Origin of the sequence: Methanocella sp. MCL-LM, from assembly GCF_049676595.1 — an archaeon.
In the GTDB taxonomy this organism is placed as follows: domain Archaea; phylum Halobacteriota; class Methanocellia; order Methanocellales; family Methanocellaceae; genus Methanocella_A.
The window spans coordinates 3,569,210-3,585,987 of sequence record NZ_CP187259.1 but is presented as its reverse complement, the minus strand read 5'-3'; the positions used below and the strand labels follow the sequence as shown (position 1 = coordinate 3,585,987).

At 59.2% G+C, this 16,778-nt stretch carries 13 protein-coding genes and 1 pseudogene; 6 read left to right on the top strand and 8 right to left on the bottom strand.

Annotated features, from left to right (window positions below; all coding sequences use genetic code 11):
* Window positions 1-78: 78 nt before the first annotated feature.
* Together nrdD (ACPLPM_RS18025) and nrdD (ACPLPM_RS18020) are read right to left on the bottom strand one after the other, a co-directional pair.
* Entirely contained in the window at window positions 79-1,323 is a 1,245-nt protein-coding gene (gene nrdD, locus ACPLPM_RS18025) for an anaerobic ribonucleoside-triphosphate reductase (RefSeq protein WP_424358156.1), read from the bottom strand.
* A 106-nt stretch (window positions 1,324-1,429) separates the two neighbouring features.
* A pseudogene (nrdD, locus tag ACPLPM_RS18020) lies at window positions 1,430-2,104 on the bottom strand (anaerobic ribonucleoside-triphosphate reductase); the annotation flags it as partial.
* Between the two features lie 723 nt (window positions 2,105-2,827).
* On the opposite strand from nrdD (ACPLPM_RS18020), the gene ACPLPM_RS18015 reads away from it, so the two are divergent.
* Entirely contained in the window at window positions 2,828-3,553 is a 726-nt protein-coding gene (locus tag ACPLPM_RS18015) for a hypothetical protein (RefSeq protein ID WP_424358155.1), read from the top strand.
* A 460-nt stretch (window positions 3,554-4,013) separates the two neighbouring features.
* Here ACPLPM_RS18015 and ACPLPM_RS18010 read toward each other — a convergent pair whose 3' ends face one another.
* Entirely contained in the window at window positions 4,014-4,772 is a 759-nt protein-coding gene (locus ACPLPM_RS18010) for a hypothetical protein (protein WP_424358154.1), read from the bottom strand.
* Between the two features lie 227 nt (window positions 4,773-4,999).
* Here ACPLPM_RS18010 and radB point away from each other — a divergent pair, with 227 nt between their 5' ends.
* Window positions 5,000-5,671, top strand: coding sequence for a DNA repair and recombination protein RadB (gene radB, locus ACPLPM_RS18005; protein WP_424358153.1), 672 nt, complete (start codon window positions 5,000-5,002; stop codon window positions 5,669-5,671).
* Window positions 5,672-5,686: 15 nt separating this feature from the next.
* On the opposite strand, the gene ACPLPM_RS18000 is transcribed toward radB, so the two are convergent.
* From ACPLPM_RS18000 to ACPLPM_RS17985, 4 genes are all read right to left on the bottom strand, one after another.
* A complete protein-coding gene (locus tag ACPLPM_RS18000; protein WP_424358152.1) occupies window positions 5,687-6,265 on the bottom strand; it encodes a YdeI/OmpD-associated family protein in 579 nt (192 codons plus the stop codon).
* Between the two features lie 164 nt (window positions 6,266-6,429).
* A complete protein-coding gene (locus tag ACPLPM_RS17995) occupies window positions 6,430-6,753 on the bottom strand; it encodes a hypothetical protein (protein WP_424358151.1) in 324 nt (107 codons plus the stop codon).
* Window positions 6,754-6,776: 23 nt separating this feature from the next.
* Window positions 6,777-7,769 (bottom strand): hypothetical protein, encoded by a 993-nt coding sequence (locus ACPLPM_RS17990; protein ID WP_424358150.1) that lies wholly within the window; start codon window positions 7,767-7,769, stop codon window positions 6,777-6,779.
* Window positions 7,770-7,923: 154 nt separating this feature from the next.
* On the bottom strand, window positions 7,924-8,919 hold the full coding sequence (locus ACPLPM_RS17985; RefSeq protein ID WP_424358149.1) for a nuclease-related domain-containing protein: 996 nt from the start codon (window positions 8,917-8,919) through the stop codon (window positions 7,924-7,926).
* Between the two features lie 121 nt (window positions 8,920-9,040).
* On the opposite strand from ACPLPM_RS17985, the gene ACPLPM_RS17980 reads away from it, so the two are divergent.
* From ACPLPM_RS17980 to ACPLPM_RS17970, 3 genes are all read left to right on the top strand, one after another.
* Window positions 9,041-11,053, top strand: coding sequence for a glycosyltransferase family 39 protein (locus ACPLPM_RS17980; RefSeq protein WP_424358148.1), 2,013 nt, complete (start codon window positions 9,041-9,043; stop codon window positions 11,051-11,053).
* Window positions 11,054-11,097: 44 nt separating this feature from the next.
* Entirely contained in the window at window positions 11,098-12,132 is a 1,035-nt protein-coding gene (locus ACPLPM_RS17975) for an ArnT family glycosyltransferase (RefSeq protein ID WP_424358147.1), read from the top strand.
* Between the two features lie 173 nt (window positions 12,133-12,305).
* Window positions 12,306-12,644 carry a hypothetical protein gene (locus tag ACPLPM_RS17970; RefSeq protein ID WP_424358146.1) on the top strand — a complete coding sequence of 113 codons (339 nt, stop codon included), beginning with the start codon at window positions 12,306-12,308 and terminating at the stop codon, window positions 12,642-12,644.
* A 140-nt stretch (window positions 12,645-12,784) separates the two neighbouring features.
* Here ACPLPM_RS17970 and ACPLPM_RS17965 read toward each other — a convergent pair whose 3' ends face one another.
* Window positions 12,785-13,987 carry a LarC family nickel insertion protein gene (locus tag ACPLPM_RS17965; protein ID WP_424358145.1) on the bottom strand — a complete coding sequence of 401 codons (1,203 nt, stop codon included), beginning with the start codon at window positions 13,985-13,987 and terminating at the stop codon, window positions 12,785-12,787.
* A 533-nt stretch (window positions 13,988-14,520) separates the two neighbouring features.
* Between ACPLPM_RS17965 and ACPLPM_RS17960 the strand changes: the two genes are divergently transcribed.
* Entirely contained in the window at window positions 14,521-16,749 is a 2,229-nt protein-coding gene (locus tag ACPLPM_RS17960) for a CDC48 family AAA ATPase (protein WP_424358144.1), read from the top strand.
* Window positions 16,750-16,778: the final 29 nt, after the last annotated feature.

The window sequence follows — 16,778 nt, the reverse complement described above, 5'->3', positions numbered from 1 at the left end:
GCCTAAATATTTATCTGCCGCGCTGTCGGGCGAAGATGCTTGCCGCCCCGGAGGGCGGCCAAAAAATAAAACGGGCTTTTAGTTTATGCAATATCTCTTTCTGTCCCTGAGCTCCGCGATCTTCGCGTCGTTCCAGCCGCCCGCGGTGTCGCCGCTGCCTATGCGCTGGCAGTACCCGGTGATCCTGGAGTAGTATTCCAGGTCCTTGCCGTTCGCATTACAATTCGGACAGCTGTTGAGCAGGCCGCCCGCGACGGTGCCGCATTTCCGGCAGGTCGTCAAATCCCTGGTGTAGTCGAAGAGGCCCATGCTGGTGTTGCGGCACAGCTTTTCGGTCAGGCTCATGAGGCCTGCCGGGTCGGGGGTGCCCTCGCCGAGGAACAGGTGGGTGATGTGGCCGCCATTACAAACTGGGTGGAACTTGCCTTCCATGCGGGCGCGGTCGAACAGCGATATGTCTGCGTCGACCGGCATGTGGGAGCTGTTAGTGTAGTATACTCCGGCCTTGTTCCTGTCGCCGTGGACGATGGCCCTGGCGCCGAACGCCTTCATGTCCAGCCTGGCGAACCTGCCTGCGGTGGATTCGGCGGGCGTCTGGGTGAGGGTCCATCTCCAGCCGGTGATCTCCGACAGCGAGTCGGCCCAGTCTTTCATATACCGGACCACGTCCAGGCCGAAGTCGTAGGCGTCCTGGGATTCGTGGAGCGTGCCGCCGGTGTGAGCCTGCACCAGCTCGTTCAGGCCGACGAAGCCCACGGTGTGAGTAAGGTCGTCGAACCGGTAATAGTCCTCGCCATGCTTGCCTTTCTGGGTGAGGAACGGCAGGATCTGGTTCTCGTAGAGCCTCTTCTTGATCAGGCCGTGCTTGATCTCCAGGGCTTCCTTGATCAGGTCGAGCCTGGAATCGAGTATTTCGAAGATCTTGCTGTCGTCGCCGTTCGCCTCGAGGGCGATGCGGGGCAGGTTGATGGTGTTATAGTGAATGTTGCCCGTCCTCATTGTGGACATGCTGGGGTCGTCGTAGCCCTGCTTGTCGGCCCAGTCCCCGCTGAGGCGGGTCCTGCAGCCCATGCTGTTGACCGCGTCGTGCTGCCAGTCCGGGAGCATGTTGAGGATGTACGGCGTGCCGTACTTGGAGAAGAGCTGGTGTACCTTGAACAGGAGCTCCTTCTGCTCGGGGTCCTTGAACGCCGAGTCCCTGGTTTTGACGATGACGTTGGGGAACAGGTGGGGCTTGCCCAGCGCGTCCCCGTCGATGAAGACGTCCAGCAGGGCGTCGGTGAAGGTGTATAGCTCGTCCTGGTAGTCCTTGTAGGTGCCCATGACTTTGCCCTTGGGGCCGATCGCGGGCTTGTCTCGCGAGGTACTTCGGCACGGTCAGCTCGATGTCGATGTTGGAGAAGACCACCTGGCCGCCCCTGGCCACGTACTGCATGTTCATCTCGTAGACGAACGCCTGGGCCACCTGCTTGACCTCTTCTTTAGACATGCCGGTGAAGAAGGGGGCCATGAAGATGTTGAAGTTGTCCAGCGACTGGCCGCCGGCCATGTTCGTCTGGGACGAGGCCAGGATCTTGGCCGCGTGCAAAGCCGCTACCATGGCGTGCTTCGGGGGTGCTGCCACTGAAGTGTGCTTGCCGGTGCCGTCGACCCTCAGGCCGTTCTCGAAGAACCAGCTGAGGTCGTGCTGTAAACAGTTGGGGCGCACGGCGAAGTAGTCGGCGTCGTGAATGTGGATGTCGCCCCGCATGTGGGCGTCTGCGATGTGCTTGGGCAGGACCTGGACTAAGAGGTATTCTCTCAGGATCTGGTCGCCCGCAAACTTGTGAATGGTCTCCGGGTTGTGGTGCAGGTTGGCGTTCTCCTTGCTCCCCTGCTCGATCAGGTGGGTGACGTCGTGGACCGGCATGCCCAGCCTCGTGTACTTGGAGCGGGCCTCCTCCATGCCCTCTTCCAGCAGCTGGACGGTCACGATCTCACGGATCAGGGGTGCTGATAGGTAGTTGACCTTGAGCTTGCGCAGCTTGGCCTCTACTTCCTTGGCCACGTGGATGGCCGACTCCTGCGTGATGCCCGTCTCTTTGACGAGGGAGTTCTCGATCATCTTGTAGTCGAAAGGCTCGAGCGTGCCGCGGGAGGTCCTGACGTACATCTCGTGGGACTGCTTGTACTTCAGCGCCGCATCCGGGCTCTTCTGGTCGATGATGTTGAGCAGGATGGTGCGCAGCGCCTTCGTGGTAATGCCATCGTGGACTCTGTACTGCAGATCGTCCACTATGTCGCATGCGAGCCTGTAAGGCACGCCAGACTTGATTAGGCTAACTACGACTTTGTTAGCATCGAATAGCTCTACTCGATTATCCGACTTGACTATGTATAAATTCCCATCCCCTGCGGGCCTGTTATAATTCAAAGAAGCCATCCGCCGATCACCCGGTTAAATTAATTAATGAAACATGCAACGTGGCAGTCGCATGATATCCAACCATCTGAAAGGTATTTACTAAATACTTTTCAGGCAGTGCATTAAACTTCATTCTCCTTTAGGGTTATAAGGGTTGTGCGTTCCAAATTCCAACACTAATATATAATATCATAAATCTGCCTGTCTGAGTATATATACTCAGGCCGTTTTATGGCTTGCCTGGCAAAAATACGTGTAAATAGCGGCCGTCATGCGCTATGGGCGACATGGGGTTGAGGTTGTCAGGCCACCACTTAAGTCCAGACTTGCGGTAAATATAACATCATGCTGGAATTATTATTTAAAATCGGGCGTAAATAAGTTATCGGGGCTAAAATAAGATTATATTCACGGAGAAAGCGCATGGATACCAGACCGATCGACAGCGAAACCTATAAGATGATAGAATCTCTCGGCCTCCCCCGGCGCGACCAGCCCAATCCCTACGTGGTCCTGAGCGTCCGGGGAGACGGGGCGCGGGCGCCCGAATCGTGGAACGCCACCGTGTACCGCAACAATAAGGGACAGCTGAAGCTGGTCACCACCGATCTTGCCGTGCTTCAGAAGCTGCTCCCCGGCGAACAAAAGCATATCATCCAGGTAGACGACTCCGGCTGGGGCTTCCCGCTGGGCGGGGTCATGATCGGCGCCACAGACGGCACCAGGGTAGAGACCGGGCTGATAGAGACGAGATATTTCCAGGGCGAGCTCTTTAAAGCGCACGCCTACCTCCCCGAGGCCGCACGCATCACCCTCGGGCTGGTGAAACGGCTGGGCGGCCGCCCGGGCGAAACAAGGGTAGAGATCTGCTCCGGCTACGTCAACTCCCGGTCAAAGGATGCACTTGAGAAAGAAGGCTTCGAAGTAAAGGTGACCGAGATCACCGGGCTACTGCAGGACCAGCTCGAAAGGCGGTACAAAGAGTACGCTCAATCAATAGGCTACCCCGCCTACTACGACCCCAAAGAGACCCGCAGTCCTGCCATGGCCTTCAAAGAAGTTATCAAGTGGATCGACCAGGACCCCGAGAGCCGGCTGAAGATCGCCAAGACGGGGTGGAAATATTTCCGCGGCCAAGGTAAAAGTTAACTACTTCACAACGACCGAAATGGCGATTCCACCACGGCGGCACGGCTCCTTATCCTGACAACTGTAGATCAAATATCTGAACCACGGCGGCACGGCGACACAAAGACAGTGGTGATCCACGGCAAGCCAGTGGTAAATAAAACCACGGCGGCACGGCGACACAAAGACAGTGGTGAACCGGTAATACTGAACTCCTTTTTAGGTCCACGGCGACACCAAGACAGAGCATTAACCATGTGCTTACTACTCAATCGTTTCAGCCTGACTTTTCATCGATAGCATGAAGGAAGGATAACCTATTCGTCGCCGTGTCGTCAGCCCTCCGTGCCGCCGTGGATCTAAAAAAGAGGGCTTTGTTATTCGGGTACGGTTGTCTCCGTGCCGCCGTGCCGCCGTGGTTAGAGCATCTGCTCTCCAGTTGTCAGGATAAAAAGCTGTGCCGCCGTGGTTCTTTGGGCACTCACTGTTCGTCATCTTCGTGGCCGTTCTTGGGTGCATCGTCGTTTCTCACATTTTTCTTGTGCATAGAGATGGCCTCGTCGATGGTGAGCTCGCCTCTGGCTACCTGTCTGGCTAAATAGCGGGGTATGGTGGCTCGCCCCGAGGACATGGAGCGGCTGGCTTCCTGTATCACGCGAATTTCGCCCTTGGAGGGCTCGACTTCCTGCTTGCCGACCGGGACGCCCTTGATCCTGGCGATGTTGATGGCGGCGATGATATCTCTTAAAGTGTGGGTGTGCACGTCCCGCCCTATGTGGGGGGTGGTGCCGCTCTCGTCGACCATCTCTACTTTGAGGCCGGCCTGGAGCAGGCTGTTGGTGATCTGGGTGGTGACGAGCCTGGCGCCGTGGCCGATCCTGATCAGCACGGAGGTCGGCCTGTAGTCGTGGATGATCTTCCTGATCAGCGGCTCCACTTCGGTGACGCTGACCTGGTGTACGGCGACCACCATGTCGCCGGTGAGGACGGCGATGCCCGGCCGCCTGCCGGGGTCGATGCCGATGATCATCGATCCCACGGGCCCGTAACCCTTTTCAGCGTGGATGGCCCGGCTGACCGTGGAGATCGGGTCATCATAAATAATAGTATGCTCCCCTTCCCAGGCGACCGTGTCGGCCTCCTCGGCGGTCGTGATGACGACCTTCACGCTGGCTGGAATAGCCTCGTGCAGCTGGAGCGTGATAAACTGAACCTTCCGGTTTTTCAGCTCGGCTACCATTTTCTCGTAAACCGTGAAATCAGACGTGACGAGCGCGATTATGGGATTACCTCCGCAGCCCTGCCTGTGCAGAGTTGCTCACAAGTGCAAATACGCTCTCATGTGATGTATATTTATCCGCGGATATCTGCCCGCAGCGGCTGAAACCGGGTTATCGCCGCACTCTGTGCCGAAGGCACCCACAACGATATAAATAAGCAGGGAACATTGATCTGCGGTACGGCACTATGAATTTAATCAGCAGGCTCCCCACTGGCGCAAAGCCGATCGACGACCTTCTCGGAGGCGGCATCGAGATCGGGACGGTGACGCAGATCTACGGAGAGCCAGCCAGCGGTAAAACGAACATCTGCCTGCAGCTCACGGCCGTGACAGCCCGGGCGGGCAAGCGGATCATCTACATCGACACCGAGGGCTTTTCTGTCGAGCGTTTCAGCCAGATCGCAGGCGAGGACGCGCAGGAGCTGGCCCGGCAGGTGATGATCTTTTCGCCGCTGAGCTTCGAGGAGCAGTTCGCGGCTATCAAGGACGCGGAGAAGCTGATCGGGCAGAACGTGGGGCTCGTCATCCTCGACTCCGCCACGGCATTCTACCGCATCGAGCGGGAGGGCAAGGACGGAGCCCGGCCGATGCAGGAGCTGGCCAGCCAGATCACCGCGCTGCTGGGCATAGCCCGGAAGCACGGCATCCCGGTCGTCATCACCAACCAGATCTACACGGACATCGGCAACGAGGAGTTCAGGGCCACGGGCGGCAAGTGGCTGGAACACATCAGCAAAGCCATCGTCGAGCTGAAGCGCAACGGGCCGGGGAAGAGGATTGCGGTGCTGAGAAAACACCGGTCCAGGCCGGAGGGCATCACCGCCGAGTTCGCCATTACTGGCAAGGGCGTGGAATAACCGGGCCTGCGGCCGCTACGTACGGTTGAACCACTTATCCGAGAGCTTCCTGCCCTGCGCCAGCAGCTCCACCGACTCGGCTATCCTCTTCTGCTTAGTCTCTTCGCGCTTAGCGTCGTTGATCCACCGGTAGAACAGCTTCACCTGCGACGGCGGCAGCTTGTTAAAATATGCCAGTGCCTCAGACCTTTTCTCCAGGGCTTCCGTGAAGCCGGGCGGGGTGACGTTATCCATATCCCTGATCGCGGACCTCCGGGCGGCCGGGTCCCTGAACTTCGCCAGCCCGGCCCCGGTCACCCGGCCTTCTTTGATCAGCTTTTCCATGCGGCGGATGTTCAGCTCCGACCACCCGCTGCCCGGTCTGCGAGGTGTGAACCGCTGGGCGTACTTCTCCTCGTCTATACTTTTCGCCGTGCTGTCGATCCATCCGAAGCACAGGGCTTCTTCCACCGCGTCGTCGTAGGGTATCCGGGGCTTGCCAGAGCCTTTCTTGTAGTAGATGAGCCAGATACCTTCGCTCTTATCGTGATTTCGCTCCAGCCACTCCCGCCACTCATCCCTGGTGGCCACATATAACTGCTCATCTATTTCCATATCTGCGTCTGCCGCCTGTTGCTCGAAGGTTGTCTGGTAGTGGCTTATATTTAGTTATACCGGGACTCGGCAGGCTATAGTTCCACGATTCCCAGATAATGGCTATAAACAGCCATTCTATTGTATGCAGTGTAGTGAATGGGATGGGGAGCGGTGTTCACAAATTACAGTGTGTGGCAGATATTACAGTTCGAGCTGGAGCACGGCATCCTGTCTCTTTTTGCGGCCTTGCTGGTTTCCTGGCCGGCGTGGCGGTGGATATCGACCACGTGCCAGCGGTGCTCTTCGGCCTCCGAACCGGGTTCGTGCCGCTCGCGATCGTGCCCCAGATTGGCGAGGGGCGTAATCTGCATGGCGTTGCTCTCGCTTTCGGCGGGCTTGGTTGCGCATGTGCTGGAGGATATCTGGTTTTCCTGGTTCTGAGCGACCCGGCTGTGTGGCTGATCGTCAGGCGTATCGGGCAGAGAATGAGGGGTGCTTACGGGCATCTGGTCAAAGCCACCGACAATGCCTAATCCGGCTGTCCGGTCTCGACGTCGACGAAGCTGCCCGGGGCGATCTGCTCGTACTTGTGAATGTTCTCCAGGGGCATTTCCCTCAGGGCCGGGGCCATTCTCCTCGCATCCGGGGAGGTGAGCACGTTGAAGTCCATCCCCGAGAAGCTCCATGGCCTCAGGTACTCCTTGATCCTGGGCAGGAGTTCCCGGGCGTCCACGGCGCCGACTTCTTTGTACCCGTTGCGCTTGACGAGGTAGACGTCGCACGGGGGCATGATGTACCCGATGCCTTCGGCCAGCGTCATGGCGAAAAACAACTGCTGCTGTTGCTCTCCGGCCCGGCGGATGATCTTCCACTCCGGGACGTGGATTCTGACGGCCGACTCCCTGACTTTCGTGGTCAGCTCGTCTTTCCTGTACATGTACTTCCACCAGGCCATCATCTGGTCCCGGGGCATGTATGGCCTGGCCCGCCTTCCCGGGGAGACGCGGGCGTTATCCTGCTCTGCACCTGCCTCGCCGGATGGGGCGGCCTTCACCGCTTTCTCATTGCCCAGTTCCCACGACCTGATGATCGTGACAGCCATGCATTTTTTCAGCAGGGGGCTCAGCTGGGGGTCCAGGACGTACATGCGAAACTCCCGGCACATCTCCTCGATCAGCATCGCTCCCTCGTGGACAAAGTACGCCGGCCGGAAGTACTCGATGCTCACCGACAGGCCTGTGTAGTTGAACCCGGGGAACGAGTACCTGCTCTCGACATCGTGGATCGTGCTCCTGCGGAGCCTGAAAGAGATCGTAGTGCCCGTGTGCCGGTTGTGGTACTCGGCGTCGAAGCCGTCGCCCGTAGTTCCCCTCTCTTCGAAGTGGCCTGACCTGTGTAAAAAAGCCTTAAGGTCGTCGCCCGAGACGTACCCGTCTCCCGGCTCGGCCTTCAGGGGCCCGAACAAACCTTTTTTTACCGGCCTGTCCGTCGCGTCGACGTAGAAGTAGAGTTCGTGGCTCATGCGGCTATCTGAAGATAGTTTACCTGAACTTACATAAATCTATTTACATAGTTATATTTACACGACGGCCTCAGGCTTTTACCGTGTCGTAACGACGTCCCTGCGGGGACAATAAAAAAAGAGGGGGCTTTACAGCCCCTGATTTTTAATCTCCTTATGTTATTTCTTCGCCAGGAGCGATCACATCGCTTTCACCGGCAGGACTTCCGGCTGCTTTGGCCGCCCGGCTGTTTTCGGCCGGCACGTCTTCCGCATCCATGTCCTCATCCGGGAGGCTCTCCCTGTGGCTGTCGTCGAACACGATGTCCCTGTCTTTCAGGTGATCGACGATCACTTTGATCGTCTGCTCGTCGATGTTGTCCGGCCTCGCTTCCAGGTAAGGGACGATTTCGTCGTTCCGCATGAAGCGGACGAAGTCTTCCCTGCCTTTGAGCGCGATGTTGGTGTAGAGCACGATGCCCATCACCTTCACCCCGGACATGCCGCAGGTAAATTTTAGGTATTTGTAGAGCAGGTGAGAGGCCCTGCGAGCCTGCTCACCCGGGGAGGGCTTGTCGTCCGTCTTCTTGATCGAGTTCCAGTTCTTGGTCTCGATGCAGTAGACGCCTTTCCGCCCTACCACGATGTGGTCAACCCTGGCTGACTTGAGCATGCGGCCGTCGAACCTGTGCCCGTACGCTCTGGTGATTTTCACGTCACTGATCACGTAGTAGTCGTCGCCCAGCTGCTTCAGCGAGTCCATGACGAGGAGCTCTCCGTAGTAGCCTTTCAGCTCGCTGCGGTACTCCCTTGTGAGGCGGTCCAGCACGTCTTTTTCCCTGTAGAGGTACATGAGGTTGTTCTCCACGATGGCCTCCCGGTTAGTCCTCAGGTGGGTGACCCGGCCCGTGATCTCCTCGGTTTTCTTGCTCTTCCTGAAGAAGAGCAGCGAGTCGACTACCTGCCGGCGGATCGCCTTGTTCCTGAGGTTCCGGATCTCGTGCTCGAGGAGATCGTTCTGCCTCATGCGCTCGTGCTCGATCGCTCTGTCAATGGCCTCTCTTCTTTCCATCACCTGGCGGATGGTGGTACAGCTGCGGGAGACGCCGCTCTCGTGGAGCTTGCGTATCAGGTCGTCTCCGGCTCCGCTGCCGCCAATCAAAGTTGCCATTATAATTTACTCGCTCCTGAAGCACGATAAACGTTGCCATGCCCCGCCAGGCAGTAATTACCGTATCGCAATCCTATTATGGGAATAAAGAGCAAGATATGAGACTCGTGAGGGATCTGGAGTGAAAGGCGGCATTTCCGACCGGCAATATCTCATAGGCTCGCTGGTGCTGACAGGCCTTCTCGTCGCGGCGATCACAGTGCTCGCCGGCGTATTTACGCTCAGGGTCTGGCAGGTCGGGGATACCCGGATCTTCTACGAGATGGCGGAAGTCATCCTGCGGGGAGGGACGCCGTATGTCGATTACCTCGATCCCAAGCCTCCGCTCATCTTCTTCCTGCTCACTCTGCCTCTCACCATCGGGCATAAGCTCGCAGGGGGGCTTGTCCTTGTAGGGATGGCCAACTATGCCAGCGTCGTGTTAATACTTCTACTGGGCTGGAAGCTCTACGGGAGAAAGGCAGGCCTGCTAGCTGCCGTGCTGTTTGCGATCAACTTCTCCCTGGCCGAAGGGTACTTCATCATCACCGAGCCCTTCACCGTCACTTTCCTCCTGCTGTCGGCGTATTTCCTGATATGCGGCCCGGATCATCCCCTGAAAAAGTACTTGCTGGCAGGCATTTCTGCGGGGATCGCCATCGGCTTCAAGCAGTATGCGCTACTGCTGCTGCCTCTTTCCATATACTTCATGTGGCGGAAAAAAGAGTACTATGGTTTCCTCCCCTACATGGCAGGCGTGATCATCCCGCTGGCGATCATGTTCGGGGCGATCTTCGCTCGTCTACGGAGTCCCCTGCTGGGCGAGGCGGCGCTGCACTGGAGCTTCGGCGTCGCCGGCTCCTACGTGACGGAGGGCGACGTGGAAGGTGTGCCGGCCTACAAGATCGACGACCCGATCATCGCGCTGGCATGGCTGGTGCTCGGGGTCAGCCTCTTCAGCCCGCTCCTCCTGCTTGCGGGCGCTGCGCTTCTAGATCGGAAGCTCTCTCTGGCGGAGGAATTTCTCACCCTTGCCGGCCTCGCTTTTGCCGCCACGCTGATCATCAGGCCGTTTCTGCACTACTGGGCGCTGGCGCTGCCTTTCCTCATACTGCTGGCCGCTTCCGGGCTCTCGGGCGATGCGCCCCGCCGGACAATCTCCTTCTTAAAGGGCTTGAGCGACCGGGCTTTTCTGGCCGGCGCAAGCGTGCTCTACGCCGTCGTCCTGCTCGTGTTCTCGCTGGTGAGCGCCGTCCTGGTGGATGCCCTGTGGCGGCCGCTGGAGATCATGCGTTTCTACGGGCTGGCCGACATCGTGCTGAAGGCGACCAGCCCCTATATGCAGCACGTCCCGGAGCCGTCGCTGGCCGCCCTCGATCTCTCCTCCTCGGGGCAGAGCGCTGCTGGGGGTATACTCCTGTCGGCCGGCCTGCTGCTCCTGGCCGCCCTCGTCCTCACGAAGATCGGCACGGACGTCTACGGCAGACGAGCCGGCTTTCTGGCCGGGACTTTGTTTACCTGCTGTATCGCCTGGGTCCTCGGATATCTCGACGTATCGGACGCGCTCGCGGTGCTGCTCCTCGTCGCATCGGTGTACGGAGCCATTAGCGGCACGATCGTGCGGTACCTGCTGTGCGGGCTGTGCCTCGGGGCCGCGGTCGCCCTTAAGCCGCTGGCCATCCTCGCCCTTCCCGCGCTGGCGTTCCTGGCGTTCCGGCGGGGGGATACGAGGAGAATTCCGCTGATAATCGCAGGTGCGGTGGCAGTGCCTCTGGCCGCCACGTCGCTCGCCGTGCTGCTGATTCCCGGAGCAGTGCCGGTCCCCGGGGGTATCACCATCAGCCTGCTGCCGCTGACCGCACACGAGGGCGGGTACGTAGTCCCGGACCCGCTCATAGCCATGCTCAACCTCGCCATGGGCGCAGTCCTGCTTACCATCCTCCTGCCGGCCGCCGCAATGGCGCTGGCAAAGCAGCCCCGGGGCCATTTCGAGGAGAGCATGCTGCTGGCGGGAGTTCTGATGCTGCTCGCTCTCCTCGCCCGCCAGTACGTCCACTACTGGTACCTGGCTCTCCCGTTCCTCGCGCTGGCCTGCGCCGGAGCCTTTATGTTTCCTGTCCGGCTGCGGCGGGCGAGGGCAGACCGTAAAACTTAAACAATAGCTTCTCTAATGCTCTGGCTACAGTCTGGAGAGCTAACATGAGAGCAGAAGCCCGGGTATCTCGGGAGCAGCCTGACAGGCTGCTCAACATTTCCGACAGGCAGTACTTCGCCTGCTGTCTACTGCTCTTCACGCTGATCATCGGCGCCATCGTCGGGGCCTCTTCGCTCTTCATGACCAGCGCGTGGACGACCTATGACACGGCCAGGTTCTACGCTATGGCGGACGTCATCGTCCGGGGTGCTACACCTTACCTGGACTTCCAGGATCCCAAGCCTCCGATGATCTTCTTCACCCTGTCGCTGCCCACACTACTGGGCCAGAAGTACCTCGGCGGCCTCATCCTTGTAGGCCTCTGCAACCTGGTCAGCGCCATCCTGGTCACGAAGATGGCCTGGGACCTGTACGGCCGGTTCTCCGGCTTCCTCGCGGGGCTGATCTTCACCGTCAACATCGCCTTCGCCCAGGGTTACTTCATCCTGACCGAGCCGTTCACCATCACCTTCATCCTGCTCGCCACCTGGCTAGCCGGATTCACGGAAAAGAAGCACTACCTCTGGGCGGGCATCTGCGCAGGCCTCGCCATCGGCTTCAAGCAGTACGCGCTGCTCTCGGTGCCGCTGCTGGCCTTCCTGCTGTGGCGGAACGGCGACCTGAAAAAGACGCCGGCACTGCTGGCCGGCGTCCTGGTACCGTTAATACTAATGTTCGCGGCCATCTTCCTGCACTACGGCGTCGAAGCCGGCGTGGCTTCGCTCGACTGGAGCTTCGGCGTAGCGGCGACATACCTGACTGAGGAAAACATGGGAACGGTGACGAGCTACAGGACAACTGATCCGCTGATGCTATGCGCCAATCTTGCCATGGCGGCCAGCGTGTTCACTTCCCTTCTAATCTTCGCGCTGGCCGGCGTCGCCAAAGACCGCCGGCTCGATGCTCTGGAGCAGTATTTCCTGCTCTCCGCTGTCGGCTTCGCCCTCACCCTCGTCATCCGGCAGTACCTGCACTACTGGGTGCTGGCACTCCCCTTCTTCGCCTTCCTGTGCGCCAGGCAGTTCAGGAACGGCCGTTGAGCGGCCGTTCAGAGCTCTGGGATGACAATTACAGGTAGTTTAAGCAATAAAGCCGTATTTTCAAGCATTCGGTGAAATGGACGGTTCGCAGGGGTTCCAGGCGTTATTATCGTTAATAGTCTATAAATAAATCCGGGCCCAAGTCTGTTTATAGTGTGGGGGGATAAGATAAGATGAAACTATCTAAAATTGCATTAGTCCTTGTTGTCGCACTGTCGCTGGCCGCGCTCGCGGTGCCGGCAGGCGCGTTCTTCGGACCGTTCGGTGGCTGTGGCTTCGGTATTCCCTTCGGTGGCTGTGGTGTGGGAACGAGCTTCTCCAGCAACTTCCAGAGCTCCACCAGCTTCAGCACCTTCGGCACGGCCGGCTTCGGCGGCTGCGGCATTCCGTTCGGTGGCTGTGGCTTCGGTATTCCCTTCGGCCTCGGCTTCGGCGGGTGCGGACTGGGCCTCGGCGGCTGCGGTCTCGGTCTCGGTGGCTGTGGCTTCGGCTCCCCGTTCGGGTTCTGCTGAACTGAGCAAGGAAAAAGAGCGATGGTCAGGCGGATGCCTGACTATACTATTTTTATAGTCACTCTGCCCGGGTGACAATGTAAGGGCTAAATCGCACACTGCTCAGGCACTTGTTAAAAGTTCCCATAAAAGTGAGCGGTTTAAAGCTTATCGCCGGAGGCATCGTACTTCTGCCACGCCTCGGTCTCGGCCTTGCGCATCACGGTCTTCAGGGGGATGGCCAGCTCCCTGGCGATCATCTTGGCATCCTCGTACTCAACCGAGAGGTCCAGCACCGTGCCGTTAGCGTCGGAGGCGACCTTGAAGCGCATGTTGTACTCGTTGTTCTCGATGAGCACCTTGATGACCTTGATCTCCCGCCGGGCGATATACCGGTGCTTGACTGGTATGACCCGGACGCCGAGGGTGCCTGTCTCCAGCATGATCCTGCGGGACAGCGCCGGCCCGTCTTCTGCCTTGGCCACGACCCTGATGAGCTGGCCGCTCCTGCCTTTCTTCATGGTGGCCGGCAGGATGCTCACGTCCCTCGCGCCCATGGCGAGCAGCTCCTCGATCAGGTTGCCGAGCACTTCGCCGGTGACGTCGTCCACGTTGGTCTCCAGCAGTTCTATCCTGTCCCCGATCAGAGCATCGTCCACTTCGCACAGGACCGCCCGCAGCAGATTGGGCACAGGCAGCTCGAAGTAGCCCTTGCCATACCCTGTCGATATCAGCCGGTGCTCCGGGTAGTACCGGCCGGACTCGGCGACGTAGTAGGAGAGGATGGCCGCAGCCTCGAGGGTGAGCAGTTCCCCGTCGAAGGGCCCTCCCTGGGTGATGAGCCTGGAGCCGTTAAGCACTGACATGACCTCTGGCCGGGGCACCGGTACTTTACCGCACTCGGTATCGATCATCCCTCCGCCCATGGCCGCGGGAGTCGAGCGGACCTGGGGCCTGCCAAGATCATCGTAAGCAGTACATATGCCGGCGATCATGGCGATCGATCCGATGCTGATGCCCGGGCTGTCCTTGCCCACCCCGCCCCTGACATCGAGTATCTTCCGGACGATGTTCATGGCGTCGACTCTGATCGGCTGGTTCTCGTGCATCACGTTCAGCTTGCCCAGCGCTTCCTCCCCGGTGAGGAAGCCCGGCCATACTTTGGCGTCACGCTCGCTGATCACAGCCAGCCTGACCGCCTGGCCGTCGCCGTCGCCTTCTACCCGGAGCGGCGCTCCGCACAGGCCTTCCACAGCGCTTTTCACCCGCCATTCGTCTGCTCCGCAGCCGAGCAGCGCTCCCAGGATCATCTGCTCGCTTGCGCCGCAATAAGGATCAAAGATCAGGCACTTCAATAGTCTCAACGCTCCCAGTAGTATCAGTCGCTTTGCGCATATATTTTTAGTGATGTGATCAACAAGCCGGTGAGCACCGGGAAAGCCATATCCCGGGGCTGCCCTAGAAAGCAGGTAAGCTAGCTAATTTTATCTATATTATGCGGGGAATCCACGCCGGAGATTCTCCGGCGTGGATACTCTGGCAGGGAATCGCCTGGTGAGGATTCTCCGGCAGGGAATCCCTACTTTTACCGGGGTATTGCCAGAGCACGTGGATACTTTGCCTTCCTGCCGGGCTCGCCATAACCGTCTGTTCCACGGCTCACTGCTGTCTGTACTCGCTTATAAGACGAGAAAATTTTTGTACGTACAACTAATACTTAAGGTTAGCAGCCCGGCTTTTCTCACTCCGCCACGGCCGAAAATATGCTGCCAGCTTTCCTGATGAGGTACACCAACTACGTTAAATAATTCGATATCCATAAATTACGCTGGGGCTGGACTTTGTTTGGAAGCTGCAGAGATCACGATTTCATCATCCATATAACACGAGGTATCTTATGAAGGACTTATATTTGAAAGTTGCAAAGGCGCTGCCAAGCGACTTCGGCAGGGGGATCGCGAGGATCGACCCCAACACCCTGCTGGAGCTGAAGCTTTCTCCCGGCGACATCATCGAGATCGAGGGAAAGCGCACGACAGTGGCAAAGGTCTGGCGGGCCGAAAAGCAGGACTGGGGCCAGGAGATGGTCCGCATCGACGGCTTCACCCGGCAGAACGCCGACGTAGGCATCGGCGAGCGCGTTAAAGTGCGCAAGGCCACCGTCAAGGACGCGCAGCACGTGGTGCTGGCACCCCCCGAGGGCACGGCCATCCAGTTCAGCGGCAACGCAGTGGAAATGATCAAGCACCAGCTGCTCAAGCGGCCCATCGTGTTGGGCGACGTAGTGCCCCTGATGAGCAGCATGACCAACCCGTTCATGGGCAGGACGCTCTCCAACCAGGCGATCCCCCTCATCGCGGTGAAAGCCGAGCCTCAGGGTCCCGTACTGATCAACGAGAACACCGAGATCGAGCTCCGGGACAAGCCTGTCAGGGGCTACGAGGAGTACAAGACGACTGGCATCACCTACGAGGACATCGGCGGCCTCCGGGAAGAAGTGCAGCGGGTCAGGGAAATGATCGAGCTGCCCATGAAGCACCCGGAGCTCTTCCAGCGGTTAGGAATTGATCCGCCAAAGGGTGTGCTGCTCCACGGCCCGCCGGGCACGGGCAAGACGCTGCTGGCGAAAGCCGTGGCCAACGAGTGCGGCGCGGAGTTCTACTCCATCGCCGGGCCGGAGATCATGTCCAAGTACTACGGTGAATCGGAGCAGAGGCTGCGGGAGATCTTCGAGCAGGCCAGGGACACCTCGCCTTCGATCATCTTTATCGACGAGCTGGACTCCATCGCCCCCAAGCGGGAAGAGGTCACCGGCGAAGTAGAGCGCAGGGTAGTCGCCCAGCTGCTCACCATGATGGACGGCCTCGAAGAGCGGGGCCAGGTCGTGGTCATTGGAGCCACTAACCGGCTCGATGCCATCGACCCGGCGCTGCGCAGGGCCGGCAGGTTCGACCGGGAAATCGAGATAGGGGTGCCTGACGCTACCGACCGTCTGGAAATCCTGCAAATTCACACTCGCGGCATGCCGCTGGAAAATGTCGACCTGAACCGCATGTCGGCCATCACCCACGGCTTCGTGGGCGCCGATCTCTCGGGATTATCCAAGGAAGCGGCTATGAAAGCCCTCCGGAGGTACCTGCCCGAGCTCGACCTGGACAAGGAAATACCAAGGGAGTTCCTGGAGAAGATGCGGGTCACCGGCGACGACTTCGCCTCCGCGATCAAGGACGTGCAGCCCTCCGCCATGAGGGAGATCTTCCTGGAGCCGACCAACACCCGGTGGAGCGACGTCGGCGGCCTGGACGAGGCGAAACAGGAGATCGTCGAAGCCATCGAGTGGCCGCTCAAGAGCCCCGCGAAGTTCAAGGACATGGGCATCAGGCCGCCAAAAGGCATCGTGCTCTACGGTCCCCCGGGAACCGGCAAGACGCTGCTCGCGAGGGCGGTCGCCGGGGAGTCGGAGGCCAACTTCATCAACATCCGGGGACCGGAGCTGCTCAGCAAATGGGTAGGCGAGTCCGAGAAGGCCGTCCGGGAAACGTTCCGCAAGGCCAGGCAGGTCAGCCCCAGCATCATCTTCTTCGACGAGCTGGACGCGCTGGCGCCGGCCAGAGGCGGCGGAGAGGATGGCAGCCGTGTCTCGGAAAGGGTCGTCAACCAGATCCTGACCGAGCTCGACGGCTTGGTGGAGCTGGAGGGAGTAGTCGTGATCGGCGCCTCCAACAGGCCCGACATCATCGACCCCGCGCTCCTCCGGCCAGGCCGGTTCGACAGGCTGGTATACGTGGGCGCCCCTTCCAAAGAGGGCCGGATCGGCATCCTGAAGATCCACACCCGCAACATGCCGCTCGCAGCCGACGTCGACCTGGGCCAGATTGCCGACCTCACCGAGAACTACGTGGGCAGCGACCTCGAGGCGATTTGCAGAGAAGCAGCCATGCTCGCCCTCAGGGAAAATTTCGAGGCCAAAGAGGTCAGATTCCGCCACTTCCAGGATGCGGTAAAGAAAGTAAAGCCGACCATGAACGACATGATCAGCGGGTACTACAAGAGCATCCGGGAGCATTTCAAGGGCGGCACCTCTAAGGATATCCAGAAGGCGTTCCCGACGTACGAGTACGTGTGAAAAGCGTACTCGTTTCCCTTCCTTTTTTT

Coding starts and splice junctions, on each gene's coding strand:
- ACPLPM_RS17960 (WP_424358144.1), top strand. CDS start 14,521: ATGAAGGACTTATATTTGAAAGTTGCAAAGGCGCTGCCAAGCGACTTC.
- ACPLPM_RS18000 (WP_424358152.1), bottom strand. CDS start 6,265: ATGGAAATAGATGAGCAGTTATATGTGGCCACCAGGGATGAGTGGCGG.
- ACPLPM_RS17990 (WP_424358150.1), bottom strand. CDS start 7,769: ATGAGCCACGAACTCTACTTCTACGTCGACGCGACGGACAGGCCGGTA.
- nrdD (WP_424358156.1), bottom strand. CDS start 1,323: ATGGGCACCTACAAGGACTACCAGGACGAGCTATACACCTTCACCGAC.
- ACPLPM_RS17970 (WP_424358146.1), top strand. CDS start 12,306: ATGAAACTATCTAAAATTGCATTAGTCCTTGTTGTCGCACTGTCGCTG.
- ACPLPM_RS18015 (WP_424358155.1), top strand. CDS start 2,828: ATGGATACCAGACCGATCGACAGCGAAACCTATAAGATGATAGAATCT.
- ACPLPM_RS17995 (WP_424358151.1), bottom strand. CDS start 6,753: ATGCCCGTAAGCACCCCTCATTCTCTGCCCGATACGCCTGACGATCAG.
- ACPLPM_RS18010 (WP_424358154.1), bottom strand. CDS start 4,772: ATGGTAGCCGAGCTGAAAAACCGGAAGGTTCAGTTTATCACGCTCCAG.
- ACPLPM_RS17985 (WP_424358149.1), bottom strand. CDS start 8,919: ATGGCAACTTTGATTGGCGGCAGCGGAGCCGGAGACGACCTGATACGC.
- radB (WP_424358153.1), top strand. CDS start 5,000: ATGAATTTAATCAGCAGGCTCCCCACTGGCGCAAAGCCGATCGACGAC.
- ACPLPM_RS17975 (WP_424358147.1), top strand. CDS start 11,098: ATGAGAGCAGAAGCCCGGGTATCTCGGGAGCAGCCTGACAGGCTGCTC.